Raw genomic sequence first — 18217 nt, forward strand, 5'->3', positions numbered from 1 at the left:
CGCTGACGTCCTATGAGCGATTCGACCGGCAGTTTTCTGGTCTCGGCCGCGCGCCGTTCAGCAAGGTCGAGGCTGTGCAGGAATGGTGAGACCGGCGGGCTCGAGACTGGTACCCGGGTGACGCAGTGGAGTGAGCCGAGCCAGAGGACGAGACAGGAATCGGCACGGAGGCAAGCCGACCAGCGGTGGCATCGTCAAGTCCCGAAGGCCGGTCACAAGATCCCTCCCCACAGTCTCGGTCCCGTGGTGGTGCTCCCTGCCGACGCGGAGATCTGACAGGAGACCGGCGACGAGACACACGCCACGGGAGACCGGCCCGCGGCGTGCCGTCAGTCAGCGAGGCCAGCCCGGCGGGCCCTGAACAGCGCGGTGATGGCCACCGCGTCGGTGAGCTGACCGGCCTGGGCCATCTGCTCCGCCTCGGCGAAGGCGACGGCACGCACCCTGCGGATGCCGGCGCCGTGCGCGAGCTCGCCCACCACGTCGATGCGCGCGGCGTACAGCAGCACCGCCTCGGCCAGAATCGCCGGGTCGGGGTGGACCTGGCCCAGAGCGATCACTTCCGAGGCACTGGTGCCGAGCTGGTCGTGCAGCTGCCCGGCAGCGTTCTCGGCGTCGGCGACGCCCTCGATTCCGACACCTCTGAGGATCTCCCACTGCCAGGTGCGGGCCGCGTGCCGGAATCGGTCGACGAGGACGACGTCGCCGTCCAGCAGAGGGAGTACGGCCACCGGCGGTTCCGACCGCGTGGCGAGCAGCCGCAGACGGCGGGTCTGCTGTCCGTCGGGGAGGATCACCGGATCCTGGAGCACCACCCGCTCCTCGTCCCGGTGCAGGACCTGCCCTTCGGCCATCGGCCATCCCATGATGCCGATCGCGCCGACGCCGGGTGGGCTGAGGAACCACGTGGGGTGGGTGTCGCGCAGATGCGCGTACGCGGACTCGGGCGTGTGGTCCAGCCGGTCCCCGACATCGGCGGGCAGGGTGAACATGGAGCGGGGCAGCGGCACGGCGGGAGTCACGCGACCACGCCTTGGCGGGCGCCGGACAGGTCTGCAGCGAGCTCGCCGACGGCGCTGTGTGCCATGGGCCCGGTGGCGGTGATCCGCGCCCGGTCTCCTGCGTACGCAGGACGCCACTTGTCGACTACCCGGTGGGGCGGTCGCTTGAAGGTGACGGTCAGGGAGCCGGGGAAGCGCTCCGGCCAGGCTCGGGCGCCTTCGAACTGCTTGAGCGCGTGGGCGGCAACGTCCTGGCACCGGGCCACCATGGCGATCACGACTGCCACGCCGGTCTGCCCCAGAGAGGGCAGCCGCGTCCGCAGCAGCAGCGTACTCAGCCCGCCGCGGTGCCCGGCCACCAGGCGGTCGGGCAACACCACCCCCGGGGCCGTGGGCGGGATCTGCTCGCGGCGCACCAGTGAGATGCCCGCCGGGACGGGCAGGCCGAGCTGCTGATGCTCGGATGGGGTGTTCGAGGCGGGGCGGGGGCTCACGTCATTGGCTCCATACGGATCGGTCGACAGCACTTGTCACCCCATCTACGCGTGCTCGTACCTGCCTTGGGCCGCGTGGCCGGTGAGAATGCCGCCGGGCGGGAGCATGCGGTGGACAACCCCGCCGCGCCTCCCGCTGAGCGGACCACATGACCCTGCCCCGCACCGCCGAGCCGCGCGCCGTCAGGGCGAGAAGAAGTACCCCGCGGCACGATCCGCAGAAGCCTGTGAGCGAACCTATACGTCACCTGACCGGCCCTCACCAGCCGGTCGCGGGGCCCAAAATGAACTCCATGCCCGGCGGAGTTGCCTCCAGTCGTTTCTGTAGCTCTGGCGTCTGGGCTGCTGGCTTGCTACAGCGGCGGGGACTGGCCGTAGGGGCGCCAAGCGTCGGCGTTGGGGTCGAGGTGGTGCTGGGCGGCGGCGTTCTGGGCCCAGATGGCGGCGAGCCACTGGTTGGTCTGCGCGGCCTGCCGGGCGTTGTTCTCGGCGGCGCGGGCGGCTGCTTCGCGTTGTGCTTCGGCCTCGGCCTGGGCGGCGGCCCATTCGGCCTCGGCGCGGCTGATGGCGTCGTGAGGGTACAGGTGTGCCGTCTGGCAGAGGTAGGCGGCCAGGAACAGCAGGCCGACGGCGATCGGGATGAGAACCTTGGCCATGATGGGGTCCTGGTCCCGGCCGAGTGTCGCGGGGATGAGGACGAGGGCGAGGAGCGCGAGAATCAGGCACGCCTTCGCCGAGCCGAGGAGCTCGAAGGGGAGCTTCTCCGCCGCCAAGGTCCCGGTGGGGTCGATCACGTAGACGGTCTTGCCGTGAGGCGGACGGCTGAGCCGCGCTAGGCGGGCGGTGCCGTCCGGGGCCTGGCCGCGGCTGTAGTAGTAGTCCTTGCCCGCTCGGATCCAGATGTTCGCCGGTATGCGGCCGCCCCCTGCTGTCATGGTCTTACGGTAGCGGCAGCGGGCCAGGGTGGGACCGGTTACGGCGCAGCGCCCCGGGGCCGCTCGTCGCGAGCCGGGGCGCTGCGCGGGGTGGTTCAGGCGGAGACGGGCTTGAGGTTCTTGCTGCTCTTGGAGATGTAGCCCTCGGAGACGTCGAGGAGTTCGGCCAGTTGCCCCCGGCTTCCGGTTTGCCGGGCCAGCACAGCGAATGAGACGACCGATCCCGCCGCACGGGAGCGCACTCCATGTCGCCGGTGCAGCTCTTGGGAGCCATGCCGCTGTGATCGTCACCGACCCCGTTGTGGTGGCCAGGATCGACCCGACCGGGCCATTTGCGGGCCACGGGCCCTGGGACAACACCAGGCCACCACTAACGGAGGGGACCACATGAAGACGCGCACCGGCGCTGCCACCGCCCTGACAGCCGCGGTCCTGGCAGTCGGCACCTTGGCGGCCAGCCCTGCCTCGGCGTACAGCGTGCACAACGTCCGCGACTACAACACCACCATCGAGGGCGGCAACGGGATCCGCTTCCGCGCCGCCCCGGGCTACAACACGACGACCAAGGGCTTGGTGGCCACCGGCGACAAGATCAGGGTGACCGCCACGAACCCCGGCGGGTTCGGGAACTGCCTCTGGTACAAGGCCACGCTGAGGGCCAAGTCGCACAACGGTCTGTCGAAGGGCACCACGGGGTGGGTCAGCTGGCCCTATGTGCGCAAGGAAGTCCCCAAGGGCACCCAGGGCTGCTGACCCGCGGGCCGCGCCGTTCGACGTCGGCCTTCCGCTGCGGACGCCGTAGCGGCACAGCCACAGACACGAGTCGGACGGCGCAGCGCAGAACACGGCTTCAGGCCGACAACGTTCGACCCTCGGCAGCCGGACGAGGAACCTGTACCACGAAGCGGCGGTACCCCAAGCGGGTGCCGCCGCTTCGCCGTGCGCGGGCCCGGCGATTTCGATGGCTGCCCTCGCCGGGCAGACGGCACCTGGCGGACCGCCCGCACGGGTTGCCGCGCCAGGGGGCGGGAGAAGCAGCAGCCGGTGTCCGCCTGCGCGGAAGCAGCGTTGAAGCCGGTACTCCGCCCTGCTGGGCTTCTCGCCACAGCGGTGTGCCCCCCTTCACCGCTGCCGCCGTCCGTACGCCGCCGCCCGCTGCCGGGCCCGGCCGTACGGGCGGCCTCCTTCTCCCGTTCTCCCGGTTCCCCGATCCCCCCTTTTGCAGAAGGCAGGCAGGCGATGGCCCACGCGCAGGTCCGCGATGTCCCCCGCACGACCCCGGCGCCGGGCCCCGAGCCACAGCCCCCCACCCTCCGCATCCCGGCCGCCCCTGTGGCGGCAGCGAGCACGCCGCCGACCTTCCGCGCCGTGCTGCGGCACCGATACTGCAGCCGCCTGCTGTTCGCCTCGGTTGTCGGGCGCATGTCGCTGGGCATGGTGCCCGTCGCTCTGATCCTGGCAGCGCAGGCGGACGGCCACTCCCTGGCGACCGCCAGCCTGCTGGCCGCGCTCTACGGCATCGCCCCGGCAATCGGACTCCCGCTGCTGGGGCGGCTGGCCGACCTGCGGGGCCTGCCGCTGCCGTGCCACCTGGGAGCCGCACTGGTCGCGGTGGCCCTGGGCACCCTGGCCCTCGCCGGAACCTCCCACCTCGCCCTCACCGCCGTGTGCGTCGCCCTGGCCGGGGCCGGATGCCCTCCGCTGGAGGGCGGCCTGAGGTCTTTGTGGCCCACCGTGCTCCCCGACGCCGCCCACGTCCGCACCGCCTACACCCTGGACTCCTCCGCCCAGGAGCTCGTCTACGTCACCGGCCCGGCCCTGGCCATCGCCGTGGCCACCTGGCTGTCCCCGGCCACCGCCCTGGCCCTGGCGGCTGCCGTCACCCTGGCCGGGACCCTCGCCTTCGCCACCGCCCGCCCCGCCCGCACCTGGCGCGCCATGCCCCGCCACCGTGACCGGCTCGGGGTGCTGCGCCCGCCCGCCATGCGCCTCCTGCTGATCGCTCTGGTCTTCCTGGGCGCCACGGTCGGCGCCCTCGACATCGCCGGGATCGCCGCGGCCGACCGCCAGCACGCCTCCTGGCTGGCAGGCGCGCTGCCCGCGACGTTCTCGGCGGCGGGCCTGCTCGGCGGGATACTGTTCGCCCGCCTCCAGCCCGCAGCCCTGTCCCAAGGCCGCCATCTGCTGCCCCTGGGCGCCGTGTTCGCGGTCGCATGGCTCCCCCTCCTCGCCCCGCTCCCGGCCCCTGCAATTCTCGCTCTTGCCATGCTGCCGGGCGCCTTGTTCGTGCCCCTGCTGACCGTGGCCAGCCTGACCGTCACCGCGCTGGCCCCGGCGGGAACATCGACCGAGGCAGTCGGCTGGATGTCCAGTGCCATCCGCCTGGGCCAGGCCGCCGGCACCGCCCTGGCCGGCCCGCTCGGCGGCCACTTCGCCGTCCCGCTGCTGGCCGCCGCCTTATGCGCACTCCTGCTCGGGGCACGCACCGCGCCCGCACCCACCGCCGCGTGAACCAGCACTGGCACACCGGACAGGGCTGCTCCCGACACGACCAGGCCGGTGAACACCGCTCGAGTCGCCTTCTGCGCCCAGGGCCATCCCGCATGCCGGACCACGGGAACCGGCCGCGGCGCCAGGCCCCGGCACGACATCCCTGTGACCGCGTTCCGACGGCGTGACCGGCCGCACACTCCTGTGCGTTGCTGTCGTTTCTGCAAGGAGTACACATGCGCACCAGCGCCGCCGCTGCGGCGGACACCGCCCTGGACCTGCCGCGCGATCCCCGCGCGGTGCAAGGCGGCGACCTCACCCATCTCCCCGACGGGGCGATCACCCTCAACCTGTCCTTGTGCACCAACCGGCTCGGCCCGCCGCCCGCCGCCGTGGAAGCACTGCGGACCTTCCTCGAACACCACCCGGACCGGCTGATGCCGCCGCCGTATGAATCCGAGCGGCCCCCGTACCGGGCCGAGCGGCGCTACCTGCAGGCCGTCGCGCACCAACTCGGCGTCGACGTGGACGACACCCTCGCCGGCCGCGGTGTCACCGAATTGACCACTTCCCTCGCCCGGCTGCTGAGCCGGTCCAGCGTTGCGGTCATCACCCCCGAGTACACCGAGACGATGCGCCGTTTCGCCTACGCCGACTTCCTGGGCCCTGACAGCGGTACACGCGACACCGCCGAGCACCGCGCCACACGTCTGCACGCGGCCATGCGCACACACCAGTACGTCGTGCTGTCCAACCCCTCGAACCCGCTCGGCCACTACATCCCCCGCGAACAGCTGCTCCAGGCCTGCGCCGACAACCCCCAGTCGATCTTGGTGCTGGACGAGGAGTACATCGCCTTCCAGGGCCAGAGCCTGAGCCTGGCCGGAGCACCGGTCAGCAATCTGATCGTCCTGGGATCCACGGGCAAGACCTATGGGATCACCGGAACACGAGCGGGATACCTGTGGACACGCCATGCGCGCCTGAACCAGGCCGTGAAGGAGCAAATCCCTACCTGGCCCCTGTCACTGCTGGACATCACCCTGGCCACCGCCGCCCTCGAAGACCGCACGTGGCTCCCGGAGAAGCTGCTGCACATCCAGCTCGACGCCCGCCGTCTGCAGGGGCTGCTGACCGAGTACTTCGGCAACGCCGTAGTCCCGGCGGACATCCACTACCGCTTCGTCTTCCTGGACGACCCCTACCCCGTTCAGGAACACCTCCAGACGCACGGCATCTCCGCCAGGCTCTTCACCAGCCAGGACCGAGGGAGTGTGTCCGGACTGCGCCTGATGACACCCAGCACGGAAGCGGAGTTCACCCAGCTCCACCACGCGCTCCACACCCTGTAAGCCCGCCCGAGGCCCCGTGTGAAGATCACCGTCGATACGCAACGCGAACCTTATCCGGAGGCCGCCAGGCGCCTCCTGGCGGCCTATCAGGCCCAGGACACGCTGCCTGCGAACGGCAGCGGCATCCCCCCGCCTCCCGCCTATGCCGGAAAATTCGTCCTGGAGCCGCTCCCCGCCGCCTGCTCCGAGCCCCTGCCTCCAGCCCAAGGCCTGGAGAGACCCGGCGAACGAGAGGAAGAGTAGTGGCCACCACTCGTCTCAACCGCTCGGGAACGCGGTGTTCAGGACGAGCTTGGCAACTGACGGATCGAGCCAGTACAACGAAGACGACTGAACAAGCTGGACCGGCGAGCTGTGGCCAGGGCCGTTCTTGGCTGCGCGGCTGATGCCGGTACTGAGTCTGGCCAGACATCGCGTGTCCTCGGTGCTGTACCCGAGAGCCCTCTTCGCGTCGTCTCTGCGGACACGGCGTCCACCTCGGACCACGCCAGCAACGACACGAAGGCCACCTGCTCCTCCGCCATGAGGCTGACCCACAAGTCCACGTCCGGCTGGCTCCACGTTCTGAAGCCGTAGGCTTCTTTGACCTGTTCGAGCACGGCCTCGTAGGTGTCCGTCTCGGTATCGAAGCTGATGGTCTTCTTCATCGACTCCTCAGCTCTCGGCCAACGCGCCTCACCTTATCCCGCCGCAGCCTCCCCCTGAGAACGAGCAGCATCTACCGGATTCTCGTCCACGTTCATCAGGGCCCGGCGTGGTCTGGGCCCGGTCAGGTACCGCCCCCGGCCATCACGCCTACTTCCATTCCTGCTGGCCGCCGCGGGAAGGTCCAGCGGCACCGGGGGCGAGGTGTGGGTGCCTCGCCGGACGATGCGGTACCACCGGTCCTGCTCCAGCCGACGCTGCTCCCAGGCGGGGTCCCGGCCCCTGGCCGCCAAGGCCGCGCGGTACTCTGCCAGGCCGCTGTCGTCGGCGAACGCCACCTCGTGGTGAATGAGCAGGAGCGAGGAGCTGGTCTCGATGCGCCAGCCAGTGCCCTGAACCATGCCCAGGCCCGCGTAAAACCACTCATTCCGGTCGCGCATCCACTCCCAGAACTCGGGCAGCCGACGACGCGCGTACTCGGTGGCTTCGAAGGTGTAGACGAGGTAGAGCATGGTCACCTTTCCTCGCTGGCCCACGGCGCCCACGCGGGGCCGAGCGGGAGTCGGGAGTACCGGAGCCAGCGCTGCGCGATGTGATGGTTGTGCCGGGCAAGAGTGTGACGGGCGAGCGGCTTGGTATGGCGGGCCGGAAGATGGACGAGGGCCAGCGGCGTCACCTGCGCTCCGCGTGCGATCTTGGCCGACGATGCGGGCACCGACAGGTGCAGGGTGCGAAAGCCGTGCGCCGCGGCCCAGTCGACTGCCTCGTAGAACGTCAGCACGAAATAGGCGTTCCGGGGTGCACGAGCTGTTGCGCCCCAGTACCTGCCGTAGAGCCAGTCGCCATGCATGTAGAAGACGGCTGCCGCTGTGATCTCCCCGGCTCTCGTGCGAGCGAGCGCCACGACGGCGTGCACGGCCGCCCCTGACGACATCTGCGCGGTCAGAGCGCGCTCCATCCAGCCGACTCCGCCGGCCGAACCGTGCTTATCCCGGGTGGCGGCCAGCAGCGGCGCGATGCGGGCGCACACGTCGGCCGACAGGCGGGTCCATTCGATCGAGCCGCCGGATTCCAGGAACAGGCGCCGCTCGCGGCGCCACTTTATGCGCTCCGGGCTCCGCGCGGCGGCCTCCATACCCCGCATTCCGCCCTCCGGCACGCTTACCGTGGCATCGGCCCCCTGCAGCACCACCTGCGCGCCGGGATGACAGGCGGCGGCTTCCCGGGCATCCCCGCCGCTGAGGTACGGCCACACCACCCCCGAGAAGCCCTCAGCCTCCGCGAGTTGACGCGCCCTATCCAGCAAACCGTGCAACACCCGGGCCCGCAGCACAGGATCGCGGGTGCAGGTGATGGTGTTCGCCGTCCCTCGCCGTGTTCCCAGCCACAGGACATCCTGACTCGGTGCGCTGAGCAGACCCTGCGTCATCCCTGTCAGGCTGAACAGGCTGCCGGTCGCGGTGTTCGCCCAGGTAGGAAGAACCCCTTGGAGCTGGCCCCCGGCGAACGCGGCGAGGACCGGACTGGGGCCATGAGCCAGCTCGAGTGCCCGCACCCACGGGTGGCTGTTGTAGAAGCCCGTCCGGTCGACGTGTGCGTCCCAGTCGCTCGCCCGGACCCGGGCTGCGCCAGGAAGCACCGCGACCGCCATGGGCTGCCGGAGCCGTTGGGCGGGTGGAGCACCGGCGTGGAGCAGGGGCAAGGACATGGACGCGCACGTTCCATTCGAAAGGAAGAGAATCCGGCGGACGGGTGCCGACGGCCATGTCCCGGGCGATCTCCTTGCGCGGGATCGCGGGGCAGCAGGCCGCAGGCGCATTCAGCAGGATGTGGCGTCGTCCGAGCTGAACAAGGCGGACAGGAAGCTGGTGTGTCAGGACTTGGCACCGGGATCTGTGCGGGTGTTTCAGCAGACGGGATCGTCCGGGCGCAGGGCCTGTAGCGGCATGGAGGGCGCACAAGGGGGGCGCCTCGCGGACCGCCCGGTCTGGTGAGGACACCGTGGACGGGCGGATGCGGCGCGCGGGGGTGCGGCTTCCGCTCCGCCCGTCCGGGGCGCTGCCGGAGCCGCCGGGCGGGGTGCGTCCCGTCGCGGGGGATGGCCACGGAAGTCGCTGATTCGGCAGACGGGATCCGTGGCCCCGGACAGCTTCCGCCCCGCGTCCGGGGGCCCAGCATCAAGTGCACCCGACATCCGGGTGTCTGCCCTGTTCGCGTCTCTCGAAAGGCCTTCGATGATCCGCCGTATCGTGACCCGCTCGGCCGTTCCGGCCGCTCTGGCGATGGCTGCTGCCGCCGCGCTGACCGTGACCACCGCGCCTGCCGCGCACGCCGTCGGAGAGAACCGCAAGTGCACCGTGAACTGGTCCAACTTCGGCGCCGAGGTGAGCAAGAGCGGGTGGAACTACCGCAGCGGTCCGAGTACGGGATACCGGAGCCTGGGATACCTCTACCGGGGCGATGACGTGAGGGTCTTCTGCTCCCGCGGCCCCTGGAACTTCAGCCAGCTCACCCACCGTTCGGCGTCCGGACTTCCCAAGGGCACCAAGGGTTGGGTGCACGACAGCGGGCTGCAGCACCTGGCCGGCTGAACCAAGACCAGCACCCCTGATGCAGGATCCCGTTCCCCACGCCGTTGCCTGGGCTGTGAGGTCGCAATCGGCTGGGCCCCGGCGGCGTAATGACCAGCTCCAGGATCCGCCACGAGCGCTGATGCCTCCGCGGCTGCCGCCTGCACCACGTGTGCGGCCCCGCCCGCGTGCGCCCCGGCCCCGGCGAAGCCGACCGGGGACACCCCGCACGCCCTGGCGACACGAACGCCACCTCGCGAGGCTATGTACTTCCGTCGTTGCCTTCGCCACCCCCGAATTCGGCCTGCCGACCGATGCGCGCGACTGAGCCGCGGGCGCCCGGATCCCGGCCGGCCCCGGCGCGCGGTCCCCGCACCTGATGACCGGCAACCCCGAGAAGACCGCGGCGCCGGCCCGGCACGCTGCGGGTGCCGAGCCACCAACCCCTGTCCGTCGAGGGAGAGAAACCCCACCTGCGCTCCCTGCAGACCAAGGGCGACCGGATGGGCCACGACCGGCCCCGGCCGGAGGACCTCCACAGCGAGCCCGTACCGGCAACGCCAACCCCTGATGCAGCACATACCCAAGGAGGGTGCATGACCGGCATGGGAGTCCCCAGGCTGGAGGCAGTGGGCCATCACGCCCGGCTGCGCGTGGCTGTCGCGGCCGCGCTCTGGCATCCCCAGGTGATGGACGGACTGCTCAGCGGCGCACTGCGAGCGCTGGATGACTCCGGTGTGACCGCGCCCCTCGTGCTGCGTGTCCCCGGAACCTTCGAACTGCCGCTCGCCGCGAAAACGCTGGCCGATCACCGGGGTTATGAAGCGGTCGTGGCCCTGGGCGCGATCATCCGCGGCGGGACTCCCCAGTTCGACTATGTATGCCAGAGCGTCGCCCAGGGCCTCACCCAGGTCAGCGTGGACACCGGGACCCCCATCGGCTTCGGCGTTCTGATCTGCGACACCGAGGAGCAGGCCCTCGACCGGGCCGGGCTGGAGAAGTCCGCGGAGGACAAAGGGTACGAAGCTGCTGCCGCCGCCCTCGCCACCGTGTCCACTCTGCGGCCGGTCGGCCAGCGCGCCCACTGAGCTGTACCAGAGCGGATATCACCAGCCGAAAATGGCGCACCGTCGTGTCCCTGGCTCAACCTACTCCGCTCCTTTGGGAGGCTCAGCGCAATGGAATGGAACCTCGAGCCAGGCGAAATGGCCGATCGCCAGCAGCTGCACGACGTCTTCGGCGGCCGCCGGACCGGCCGGGTGTGCAAGTCCGGGCGCACACCCGAAATCCTGCTGTTCAGCGACTGCGGTGATGGTGTGGGTGGATACGACGGCTGGACGGGCGACCATTACCTGTTTGCCGGAGAAGGCCTCAACGACGTCAGCCAAGCGCTGGAAGGCCAGGGGAACGCGTCCATTCTCAAACACCACACGACCAACCGCACCTTACGCCTCTTCCTCGCCTCACCCGGCCAAGGCCCCCGCTATCTGGGCAGATACAGCCTGGACGAGACGACGCCGTGGATCCCGGCGCAGGCTCCGCCCCTCGTCGGGGAAGGCCCCACCCGCAACCTGGTCATTTTCCGCCTCATCCCGATGGACGGCCCACCCGACGGCGTGCCCCATGTCGACACCCAGCCCCGACCGCAGGCGTGGGAGGCAAACCTCGACCCCGCACACGGCGCGCTCTCCACGCCGCAGGACCCAGCTGGTCACCCACCCGACACGTTGCTTGCCCACACCCGCAGGCTGGCGGACGTGGCCGCATGGATGCGCAACGAGCACCGCGCCCGCAGCGCCGGAACGCCGTCAGCCAACACAGAGCAGCAATCCACCGCCCGACCGGTACGGCCTCCGCAGAACGACAACCCGCAGCACCACCCCGGCCAGCAAGGGCCCGCCCCACACATCAGCAAAGGCCGGTAACGAAAAGCCACCGGTCCCCTCCCGCAGAGCCCTTAAGCCCGTGAAGCGCACACCCGCGGGCGCCCGAAAACCACCTCAGGCCCGTGCGCCCCAGCCGCGTACCTGGCTGCGCAGGTCTCACCCGAGCGGCCACCGCCCTGAAAGTCCCGTCCAGAGAAACGAGCCCGCTGACGGCAGTGCCGCGCCCCGGGAACAAGCCCAGAGGTCTGCCACCACGGTCACCCACCAATGGTTCCCTCATTGGACGGACGCAGGAACCGCACCCCCCCCGGCGGCCGAGCGCACCCGCCCCCGGTCCGGAAGCGAGCGAGCCAACGCGCGCCCCCGCGTCCAAGCCGACTTGCCATGTCCTCCACACGAGCGGAGCCCTCCCATGAGTGAACAGACCAGCATCCAGCTCCCGCCTCAGGGCGCCGACGAGCGTGCCGCGTTCCAGGGAGAGCTGCTCGCGCTGTTCTCCTCCGGATACCTCGGCACGCACATGGGCGTGCACATCCTCGAAGCCACCGCCGAACGGGTCGTGGGCACTATGCCGGTATCGGGCAACACCCAGCCGTACGGACTGCTGCACGGCGGCGCCTCCGCGGTCCTGGCCGAAACCCTCGGATCCGTGGGCTCGCTGCTCCACGGCGGCCGGACGAAAACCGCCGTGGGCGTCGATCTCAACTGCACCCACCACCGCGGCGTGCGCTCGGGCACGGTCACCGGTGTCGCGGTCCCGCTGCACCGGGGCCGCTCCACCGCCACCTACGAGGTCATCATCAACGATGACGAGGACCGCCGGGTATGCACCGCCCGCCTGACCTGCCTCCTCCGCGACGCCCAGCCCCGCGAGCTTGCCGCGTAAGACCAGCGTGAAAGAACTCAGGCCCCGAAAATGGCAGGGGAGAGGACCAGAGCGCGGCAGCCAGAGCCAGGACAAGGGGGGGCGAACCGAAGACATGGATCTCCGTCAGCCCGAACTCCCGGATACCGCCACTGGCATGCCAAGGCGCGGCACAATGCTGGAATGGACCCTATGCCCGCGTTCCTGATCGCCTCCGCGGCTACCCTCCTGGGGGCCTTCGCCGGAAGCAAGGCCGTCGCGGTCATCATCCGGCGCTCTGTCGTCACCATGTCGGCGGTGCGCGTGCCTGACGGCTACGCATGGCGCCAGCAGCATGAGCGTCGGAGTAACGCGATCGTGGGCTGCGTGCAGCCAGCCGAGGAGATCGCACATATCGCCGCCATGTGGCCGGTGCTGAACCATATCGTCCGAATGGAGAGGCTGCGACGAGCTCAAGAGCTGCAAGATGAACTGACCAGGCGGTGTTCCGTCGTCCACCTCGAGGCGAACGCGGCTCTGGCTGCGGCTGCGGATGAGCTCGTCGAGCAGAGCGCGCGGATCGTTGCGGGCCTGGATCCCGACCAGCCCCAAGGCGCGCCGCTCAACCATGAAACACCGCACGTGCGCACCTTCATCGCCGTCGGCCGCGCGTTTCCTCGACGCGGAAGCCGACGCGTACATCGGGATCAGCGACCGCCCCACGCATCAGACCACCTGAACCGTGTCCCCTCCCAGCGAGTCGCCGCAGAGGCGGGCAGAAACCCAGCCTCCCGCCGCTGGCTCCCTCATACCGGCCTCGCATGGGCCGGTGAGGACCGATGCCTCCTGCTGGATCACCGTCCCCCACCTTCAGCCATGGCGTAGCCATACCCGCCGGACTCCTGGAAGAACGGGCTGACGCCGTCTTCCGGCCCGGGCACCTCTCGTGCGCCCCGCCCGGCCCGGGCACCTCCGGGCCAAGACCGGCCGTCACCAGTACAGGACCGCCCGGCGGTCCACCACGGCACCTTTCCCGCCTCCGCGCTCCCGCCAAGCGGACCCGGCCTGCGCCCGGGCCCTGCCATCACCCTGGGCCCGGCAGCCTTAACCGCACCGGCCACCCAGACGGCACACCGCCACCGGGACGAGGGAGAGCGCGCGCGTGCCCGACACCGACCGCCTGTACGCCCTGGCCAGCACGTACAACCACCCGTGGTTGTCCGACGAGGCCGGGCCCGGACTGCTGATCAACGACGCGGTCGTGGCGATGCGGTGGTACCTGACCCACGAGCGGGAGGAGAACCTCGCCGTCGCCGGGCACGTCAGCGACGACGACGGAGCCACGTGGCAGCCGCTGCCCGCGCGCGAGCTGCTGGCCGATGCCGAACGCGCCCTGGTGAGAGCGGCGCAGGCCCCGGGTGAGGAGGCTCGCCATACCGCCGCCCTGCTGCAGGACGCGCTGGCCGCCGAGGCCGCCGACTGGCTCGATCACCGCCTTAGGCACGTGCAGCCGGATGACCCCGCCCAGGACCGCCCCAATACGCCCGCCCCGGCCTCATGGCGGCGTGGTGGCCAGATCTGGGCCCTCGCCTTGGGCACCGTCCCGCACGCGGAGGTCCTGGCCCACCTCACCGCCCAGCACGCCGTCCCGCAGCCGGAAGGCACCGCACGACTGCGTGCCGCGGCCCTCGAGACCTTGGGCGCCCTCGCGCTGGCCGAAGAGCCCGAATACGGGGACCCCGCCGAGCTCCTGGCCGCCCTGGCCCACATGAACCGGCTGACCTTCGGCTTCGAAATCGGCCAGCTCCGCGGCCTCGCCCAGGACGCGGAGCAGAGCCTCATGAACCACCTGATCACCCGCCTCCCGGAAACCGCGCCCGTGGCCGAGGCCCATCCCGACCCTCAGCACCCCGCGAACCAGGCGGCCCGCACCTACCTGCGCCGCCTGTCCCTCATCGGACCCGACGGGGAGGAACGCCTGCTCGCCGACGCGGCCCACGACCTCACCAAGGCGCTCGCCGCCGCCGAGGACGCCGAGCAGCACCCCGCCCCGCTCCCGGACGTCGACGCGAACGTGGAAGCGGATGCGATCCCCGGCTACCCCAAGCACCTGCCAGGCGAGCTGCAGGCCGCCGCCCAGTGGCGGCTCCTGTCACCCGCGGCCCGCCGCTCAGCCGAACAGACCATGGAGCAACTGGTCCGGGCCGCCACCGCCCTCACCCAGTCCACCGCGGCCGCCGACCCGAACCGGCCCCCCTCCGCGCAAGAGGACCAAGCCCTGCTCGCCCACAGCCGCCTCCACGGGGAACTGGACGAACTCACCGCGCGCCACGCGCTGCTGATGCACGCGAGTGTCCTGGCCGACGCCGAAGCGGCCGCCGTCCCAGCCACACACGAGGCCATCGTCGCCGCCGCGCAAGCCAGCGAAGCTCAAGCCCAGCCCACAACGGCCGCCGAGGTGACAGCCGCCCAGGAGGCGTTCATGGCACAAGTCAACGCGGCGGAGGGCCGCATCGCCGAAACTCTCGACGCACAGCGCCAGCTGACCCGCGACGCGCTGCACCGGATCTTCCCCCAAGCCGTCACCAACAGCGCCCTGCACACGGTGCGCACACAACTGGTTGAGCACTCCGGGCTCGGTCTCGACGCCTACAACCAGGCCTACCGCGCAATGAGAGAGACCGGACACGCGCTGGAGAGCCTGGTAGCCCGCTATCGCAGCAAGACCCTGGAGTTCGGCCGCCCGACCGTGACCACCGAGCAGCTCGAACAGGCCCGCACAGCTGCGCAGAACGCCGACAGCCACTTCGCGGACCTCCAGCACAGCCGCCCGCTGACGCTGCGCGCGGTCAAAGCGCTGGACGGCGCAGCACACCTGGACCCCTCTCCCTCCGACTCGGTGGCCACACGCGCCGCCCGCCTCGCAGCCCGGTTGCGAGAGAGCGCCCTTCCAGCCACGCCGACGGCACCACGCACCGACGCCGCCGCCAGACAGGCCCAGCAGCACAACCTCCAGACACCCCAGGCCGGTCCCGGCATCTCCCCGTCCTGAGCCGACTGCACCGAAGGCCAGCAGCTGCCGCCAGGCCGGGCAGGAGCATCGTGTTACAGCAAGTGTTTCGGCTCCATGGCCGCGCCCTCACTTCTCGTCGGAACTGCTTACGGCTTCCCACCAGCCAGACTGCGGGACGTAGCGGACGACCCATCCCTCTTCGGAGGCGATAACTGCGCGCTCGTCGTCGGCGTCGGGGTGGTTGGGGTCGAGGATGACCCCGAGGACCTGCCCGTCCGCGTAGCCGAACGAGATGATCGTCCCGACGTCCTGCGCGGTCTCCTTCTGGTGGGCGTCAAGCGCCTCTGCCCACTCGCTGGCAGAGGCGATCTTCGAGGTGCTGGCCATGGCGGGTGTCCTCACTTCTCGGTCGTGTCGTAGATGGCTCCGGTCTGCCGAGCACGGAGCCCTCACCTGGACGGCAGCCGGGTGCATTCGCGAGAGCCATGAGCTGGGGACTGGGAGAGCACTACCCCGTCGGCCACGCGCTGGCAGCCTTCCAGGATCTCATCGGCCCCGCACTGCTGCCCGGGCGTCTGCGGCGCTCGGCCCGCCGAACGGTCGCGGATGCCCGGGCGGGCGGGACGCTAGACCTCCGCCGGAACCTTCTCGGCCGTCTCGGGCGCCTGCTTGCCTTCGCCACCCACGGGCTCGTCCGCAGCGGCGTCGGCGTACGCGGTGTACATCGAGTTCCCCTGCTGGCGCGACTTCTCGGCGAGGTTCTTGTTGACGAGGATCTCCAGGTTGTTGCGCACCGCCTGGACGGACGTCGCCCGACCGGGATGGTCCTGCACGAGCTGGTTGGTGACCTCGCGGGCCACGCACGGCTGTCCGGGGGTCTTGAGGAGGATGCCCAGGATGAGTTCCCACAGCGGCGGCCTCGACTTCCCCCTGGCCGCGGTCTTCTTCGCCGACGCCTTCGTGGCGGTGGCCTTCGGCTTCGGGGCCTGCTCAGCCGCCGGCTTCTTGGCAGTGGTCTTCTTCGCCGTCGCCTTCTTGGCCGCCGATTTCTTCGCGGTCGTCTTCTTAGCAGTGGTCTTCTTCGCCGCCGCCGTCGTCTTCTTGGCGGGCTGCTTGGACCGTGCCGCCTTCACTGGCTGGTTCTGCCGCGGTTGCGGCACGGTACGGGGCTCATCGGTGACCGCCTTGGCCGGTGCGGAAGTCTCAGGCTGTTCGGCCGGGGCCGCCGACAGTTCCTCGGCCGCCCCGGCGGCGGGCTCGCTCTGGGCGAGAGCCGTGGGCAAACTGCCCTGCGCCTGGGCCAACCACGCCTCATCCAATTTGAGTTGCGCAAGGCGCTCCTCAAGAGCGGCGACCTGCTTCTGGAGAGCAGCGAGCTGCGCGGTGACCTTCTCCTGCTCCTTGCGGTTGGCCACGAGGTTGTCGGCCAATTGCTGGCGTACACGGTCTTGGATAGGGGTGATCTTCTCGGGCTCGTCGGCCACGGCAGCACGCTCCTTGTACCTGGTTGTTGCTGCCGGATGCTACTCACTGCCAGGGGTGGTAGTCGCTTTCCCGCACGATCGCCACTCTTGCGGGCGCCGTGGAGACCGTATTCACGACCCCGGTCTTCACGGTCACCGGCAAGATGCCGGGTCCGCTCGGTCATGTCAGCGGGGGAGTTGCGCACAAGCCTCGTCGGCCACTTGTCGCACGGCGTCCTCCCAGCGGGTCAGCGATGCGGGCAGGACGGCGTTGCCGATGTCGGGCAGGACGGTGGAGAACAGACGCAGGCCCCCAGCCGTGCACGCCCCGCGGAGCGTGTGGAGGACATCGGCGGGCATCTGGGTGGTGGGGACCAGCCAGGGACGGCGCCTGCCGGTGGAGACCGGCAGGTTCCACAGCACCTCGTCGGCCGCCTCGGCGACCCTCGAGTGCAGCGCGGTCTCCCACTCCTGGTCTGACAAGGTGCGCCGGACGCGTGCACCCGCCGCCTCGTCCCAACCGTTGCTCTTCTCGTGCAGCAGGTGTGCGATCCACCCGTCCCGCGCCGCCACCCACCGTGCTCCCCACCGCTGACGGCCAACCTCGTCGATGTCGTGGAGGAACAGGCGCCGGGCAAGACCGTCCTCGAGCTGGTCGTCCTCCTTCTTCGCGCCGGTCTGACGGGCGAACTGCTCCAAGCGCGCTTCGTACGCGTAGCAGTGCTCCAGCCCGGCGGGCTCGGAGTCCCGGTAGGTGTCCGCCAGCCAGGCCCAGACCGCCCCCAGGGGAGTGAGGCGCACTTCGGTGACCTCCCGGCCCGGCGGCCTGGGCACGCGCCGCCACGGCACGAGCGTCACATCGGCGGTGAGGGCAGCGGCGCGCGGCAGGCCGATGGGGGAGGCGTCGATGACTACATGGCTGAAGACGCGGTCGATGGAGGGGTGCCGCAGCAGCAGAGCCAACTGCCGTGCCTGGTCAGGCCCGTCGGCGCCCGGGGCGGAGCAGCGGACGAAGGCATGGCCCAGCCCGGGCAGCGGGTGGACATGACGGCCGGGGTCCTGGGCCACGGCCGCCAGCCCGGGATCGGCCTCTGGCCAGCGATGCCCCTGCAGGCCCGGCCCGGCCTGCACACCGCGGGAGGTCAGCAGATACAGGACGCGGTGGTCCTGGCCGCCCATTGCCTGGGCGAGGCCGGTGGCGAGCGAGCTGCACCCGTGGCCGCCCTGGCAGTTGGCGACGGCGATGACGCGCGGCCGCCGGGCGCGCAGCAGCAACTTTGGGCGCGGTCCGGCGAGGGCGGCATCGCCGGGGAGTTCCGTGCGGAAGTCGACCGCGGCGTGGTCGGCGAAGAGACGGATGCGGCGCAGCACCCTGCTGGCGCGCTCACGCCCGCCGGGGATGCCGACCCAGACGGGAAATGTGCCCTGGGGCTGGCTGCTGGAGGGCCGGGCGGCCAGCTCCTCCACGGCCCGGCGCAGGGCCGGGCCGTGGTCCCGGGGAAGCAGCAGGGTGCCACCGGACGG

Annotated in this window: 18 protein-coding genes; 9 read left to right on the forward strand and 9 right to left on the reverse strand. The window is 70.7% G+C overall.

The genetic code is table 11. From position 1 onward, the window contains the following. Positions 1–329 precede the first annotated feature (329 nt). From EEJ42_RS47040 to EEJ42_RS47050, 3 genes are all read right to left on the reverse strand, one after another. Positions 330–1022 (reverse strand): NUDIX hydrolase, encoded by a 693-nt coding sequence (locus EEJ42_RS47040; RefSeq protein ID WP_123108278.1) that lies wholly within the window; start codon positions 1020–1022, stop codon positions 330–332. Beyond that, positions 1019–1495: a PLP-dependent aminotransferase family protein gene (locus EEJ42_RS47045; protein ID WP_184503610.1), complete on the reverse strand. Its 477-nt coding sequence runs from the start codon at positions 1493–1495 to the stop codon at positions 1019–1021. The genes EEJ42_RS47040 and EEJ42_RS47045 overlap by 4 nt, the downstream gene beginning before the upstream one ends. 353 nt (positions 1496–1848) lie before the next feature. Beyond that, positions 1849–2430: a hypothetical protein gene (locus EEJ42_RS47050; protein ID WP_123108279.1), complete on the reverse strand. Its 582-nt coding sequence runs from the start codon at positions 2428–2430 to the stop codon at positions 1849–1851. Positions 2431–2817: 387 nt separating this feature from the next. On the opposite strand from EEJ42_RS47050, the gene EEJ42_RS47055 reads away from it, so the two are divergent. The 3 genes from EEJ42_RS47055 to EEJ42_RS47065 all read left to right on the forward strand — a co-directional run bounded on the left by EEJ42_RS47055 (position 2818) and on the right by EEJ42_RS47065 (position 6272). Beyond that, the gene (locus tag EEJ42_RS47055; protein ID WP_123108280.1) at positions 2818–3183 is read left to right on the forward strand and encodes an SH3 domain-containing protein; all 366 of its coding nucleotides are present in this window, start codon (positions 2818–2820) and stop codon (positions 3181–3183) included. A 486-nt stretch (positions 3184–3669) separates the two neighbouring features. Beyond that, positions 3670–4941, forward strand: coding sequence for an MFS transporter (locus EEJ42_RS47060; RefSeq protein ID WP_123108281.1), 1272 nt, complete (start codon positions 3670–3672; stop codon positions 4939–4941). Between the two features lie 215 nt (positions 4942–5156). Further along, positions 5157–6272: an aminotransferase class I/II-fold pyridoxal phosphate-dependent enzyme gene (locus EEJ42_RS47065; protein ID WP_123108282.1), complete on the forward strand. Its 1116-nt coding sequence runs from the start codon at positions 5157–5159 to the stop codon at positions 6270–6272. Positions 6273–6553: 281 nt separating this feature from the next. Here the strand turns inward: EEJ42_RS47065 and EEJ42_RS47070 are convergent, their stop codons facing one another. The 3 genes from EEJ42_RS47070 to EEJ42_RS47080 are packed head-to-tail and all read right to left on the reverse strand — an operon-like array spanning position 6554 to position 8568. Continuing rightward, positions 6554–6919 carry a hypothetical protein gene (locus EEJ42_RS47070; RefSeq protein WP_123108283.1) on the reverse strand — a complete coding sequence of 122 codons (366 nt, stop codon included), beginning with the start codon at positions 6917–6919 and terminating at the stop codon, positions 6554–6556. A 33-nt stretch (positions 6920–6952) separates the two neighbouring features. Then, positions 6953–7435 carry a hypothetical protein gene (locus tag EEJ42_RS47075; RefSeq protein ID WP_148082236.1) on the reverse strand — a complete coding sequence of 161 codons (483 nt, stop codon included), beginning with the start codon at positions 7433–7435 and terminating at the stop codon, positions 6953–6955. Then, positions 7432–8568, reverse strand: a complete 1137-nt coding sequence (locus EEJ42_RS47080; protein ID WP_184503611.1) for a GNAT family N-acetyltransferase — start codon at positions 8566–8568, stop codon at positions 7432–7434. The genes EEJ42_RS47075 and EEJ42_RS47080 overlap by 4 nt, the downstream gene beginning before the upstream one ends. 598 nt (positions 8569–9166) lie before the next feature. On the opposite strand from EEJ42_RS47080, the gene EEJ42_RS47085 reads away from it, so the two are divergent. The 6 genes from EEJ42_RS47085 (at position 9167) to EEJ42_RS47110 (ending at position 15269) form a co-directional block, all read left to right on the forward strand. Next, positions 9167–9508, forward strand: a complete 342-nt coding sequence (locus tag EEJ42_RS47085) for an SH3 domain-containing protein (protein WP_246097920.1) — start codon at positions 9167–9169, stop codon at positions 9506–9508. Positions 9509–10083: 575 nt separating this feature from the next. Continuing rightward, the gene (gene ribH / locus EEJ42_RS47090; RefSeq protein WP_123108287.1) at positions 10084–10575 is read left to right on the forward strand and encodes a 6,7-dimethyl-8-ribityllumazine synthase; all 492 of its coding nucleotides are present in this window, start codon (positions 10084–10086) and stop codon (positions 10573–10575) included. 90 nt (positions 10576–10665) lie between these two features. Then, a complete protein-coding gene (locus EEJ42_RS47095) occupies positions 10666–11412 on the forward strand; it encodes an SRA domain-containing endonuclease (RefSeq protein ID WP_148082237.1) in 747 nt (248 codons plus the stop codon). 373 nt (positions 11413–11785) lie between these two features. Next, a complete protein-coding gene (locus tag EEJ42_RS47100; protein ID WP_123108289.1) occupies positions 11786–12259 on the forward strand; it encodes a PaaI family thioesterase in 474 nt (157 codons plus the stop codon). A gap of 162 nt (positions 12260–12421) precedes the next feature. After that, complete coding sequence (locus EEJ42_RS50500) at positions 12422–13102, forward strand: hypothetical protein (protein ID WP_148082238.1); 681 nt, start codon at positions 12422–12424, stop codon at positions 13100–13102. Between the two features lie 277 nt (positions 13103–13379). Then, positions 13380–15269 (forward strand): hypothetical protein, encoded by a 1890-nt coding sequence (locus tag EEJ42_RS47110; RefSeq protein WP_123108291.1) that lies wholly within the window; start codon positions 13380–13382, stop codon positions 15267–15269. Positions 15270–15356: 87 nt separating this feature from the next. On the opposite strand, the gene EEJ42_RS47115 is transcribed toward EEJ42_RS47110, so the two are convergent. The 3 genes from EEJ42_RS47115 to EEJ42_RS47125 all read right to left on the reverse strand — a co-directional run. Continuing rightward, positions 15357–15617, reverse strand: a complete 261-nt coding sequence (locus EEJ42_RS47115; RefSeq protein ID WP_123108292.1) for a hypothetical protein — start codon at positions 15615–15617, stop codon at positions 15357–15359. A gap of 239 nt (positions 15618–15856) precedes the next feature. Beyond that, positions 15857–16714, reverse strand: coding sequence for a hypothetical protein (locus tag EEJ42_RS47120; protein ID WP_123108293.1), 858 nt, complete (start codon positions 16712–16714; stop codon positions 15857–15859). 165 nt (positions 16715–16879) lie between these two features. After that, a partial coding sequence (locus EEJ42_RS47125; RefSeq protein ID WP_123108294.1) for a hypothetical protein occupies positions 16880–18217 on the reverse strand: 1338 nt, incomplete at its 5' end.

The organism is Streptomyces botrytidirepellens (assembly GCF_003721215.1).
In the GTDB taxonomy this organism is placed as follows: Bacteria; Actinomycetota; Actinomycetes; order Streptomycetales; family Streptomycetaceae; genus Streptomyces; species Streptomyces himastatinicus.

Coding starts and splice junctions, on each gene's coding strand:
- EEJ42_RS47100 (WP_123108289.1), top strand. CDS start 11,786: ATGAGTGAACAGACCAGCATCCAGCTCCCGCCTCAGGGCGCCGACGAG.
- EEJ42_RS47065 (WP_123108282.1), top strand. CDS start 5,157: ATGCGCACCAGCGCCGCCGCTGCGGCGGACACCGCCCTGGACCTGCCG.
- EEJ42_RS47060 (WP_123108281.1), top strand. CDS start 3,670: ATGGCCCACGCGCAGGTCCGCGATGTCCCCCGCACGACCCCGGCGCCG.
- EEJ42_RS47080 (WP_184503611.1), bottom strand. CDS start 8,568: ATGGCGGTCGCGGTGCTTCCTGGCGCAGCCCGGGTCCGGGCGAGCGAC.
- EEJ42_RS47070 (WP_123108283.1), bottom strand. CDS start 6,919: ATGAAGAAGACCATCAGCTTCGATACCGAGACGGACACCTACGAGGCC.
- EEJ42_RS47095 (WP_148082237.1), top strand. CDS start 10,666: ATGGAATGGAACCTCGAGCCAGGCGAAATGGCCGATCGCCAGCAGCTG.
- EEJ42_RS47115 (WP_123108292.1), bottom strand. CDS start 15,617: ATGGCCAGCACCTCGAAGATCGCCTCTGCCAGCGAGTGGGCAGAGGCG.
- EEJ42_RS50500 (WP_148082238.1), top strand. CDS start 12,422: ATGGACCCTATGCCCGCGTTCCTGATCGCCTCCGCGGCTACCCTCCTG.
- EEJ42_RS47050 (WP_123108279.1), bottom strand. CDS start 2,430: ATGACAGCAGGGGGCGGCCGCATACCGGCGAACATCTGGATCCGAGCG.
- ribH (WP_123108287.1), top strand. CDS start 10,084: ATGACCGGCATGGGAGTCCCCAGGCTGGAGGCAGTGGGCCATCACGCC.
- EEJ42_RS47055 (WP_123108280.1), top strand. CDS start 2,818: ATGAAGACGCGCACCGGCGCTGCCACCGCCCTGACAGCCGCGGTCCTG.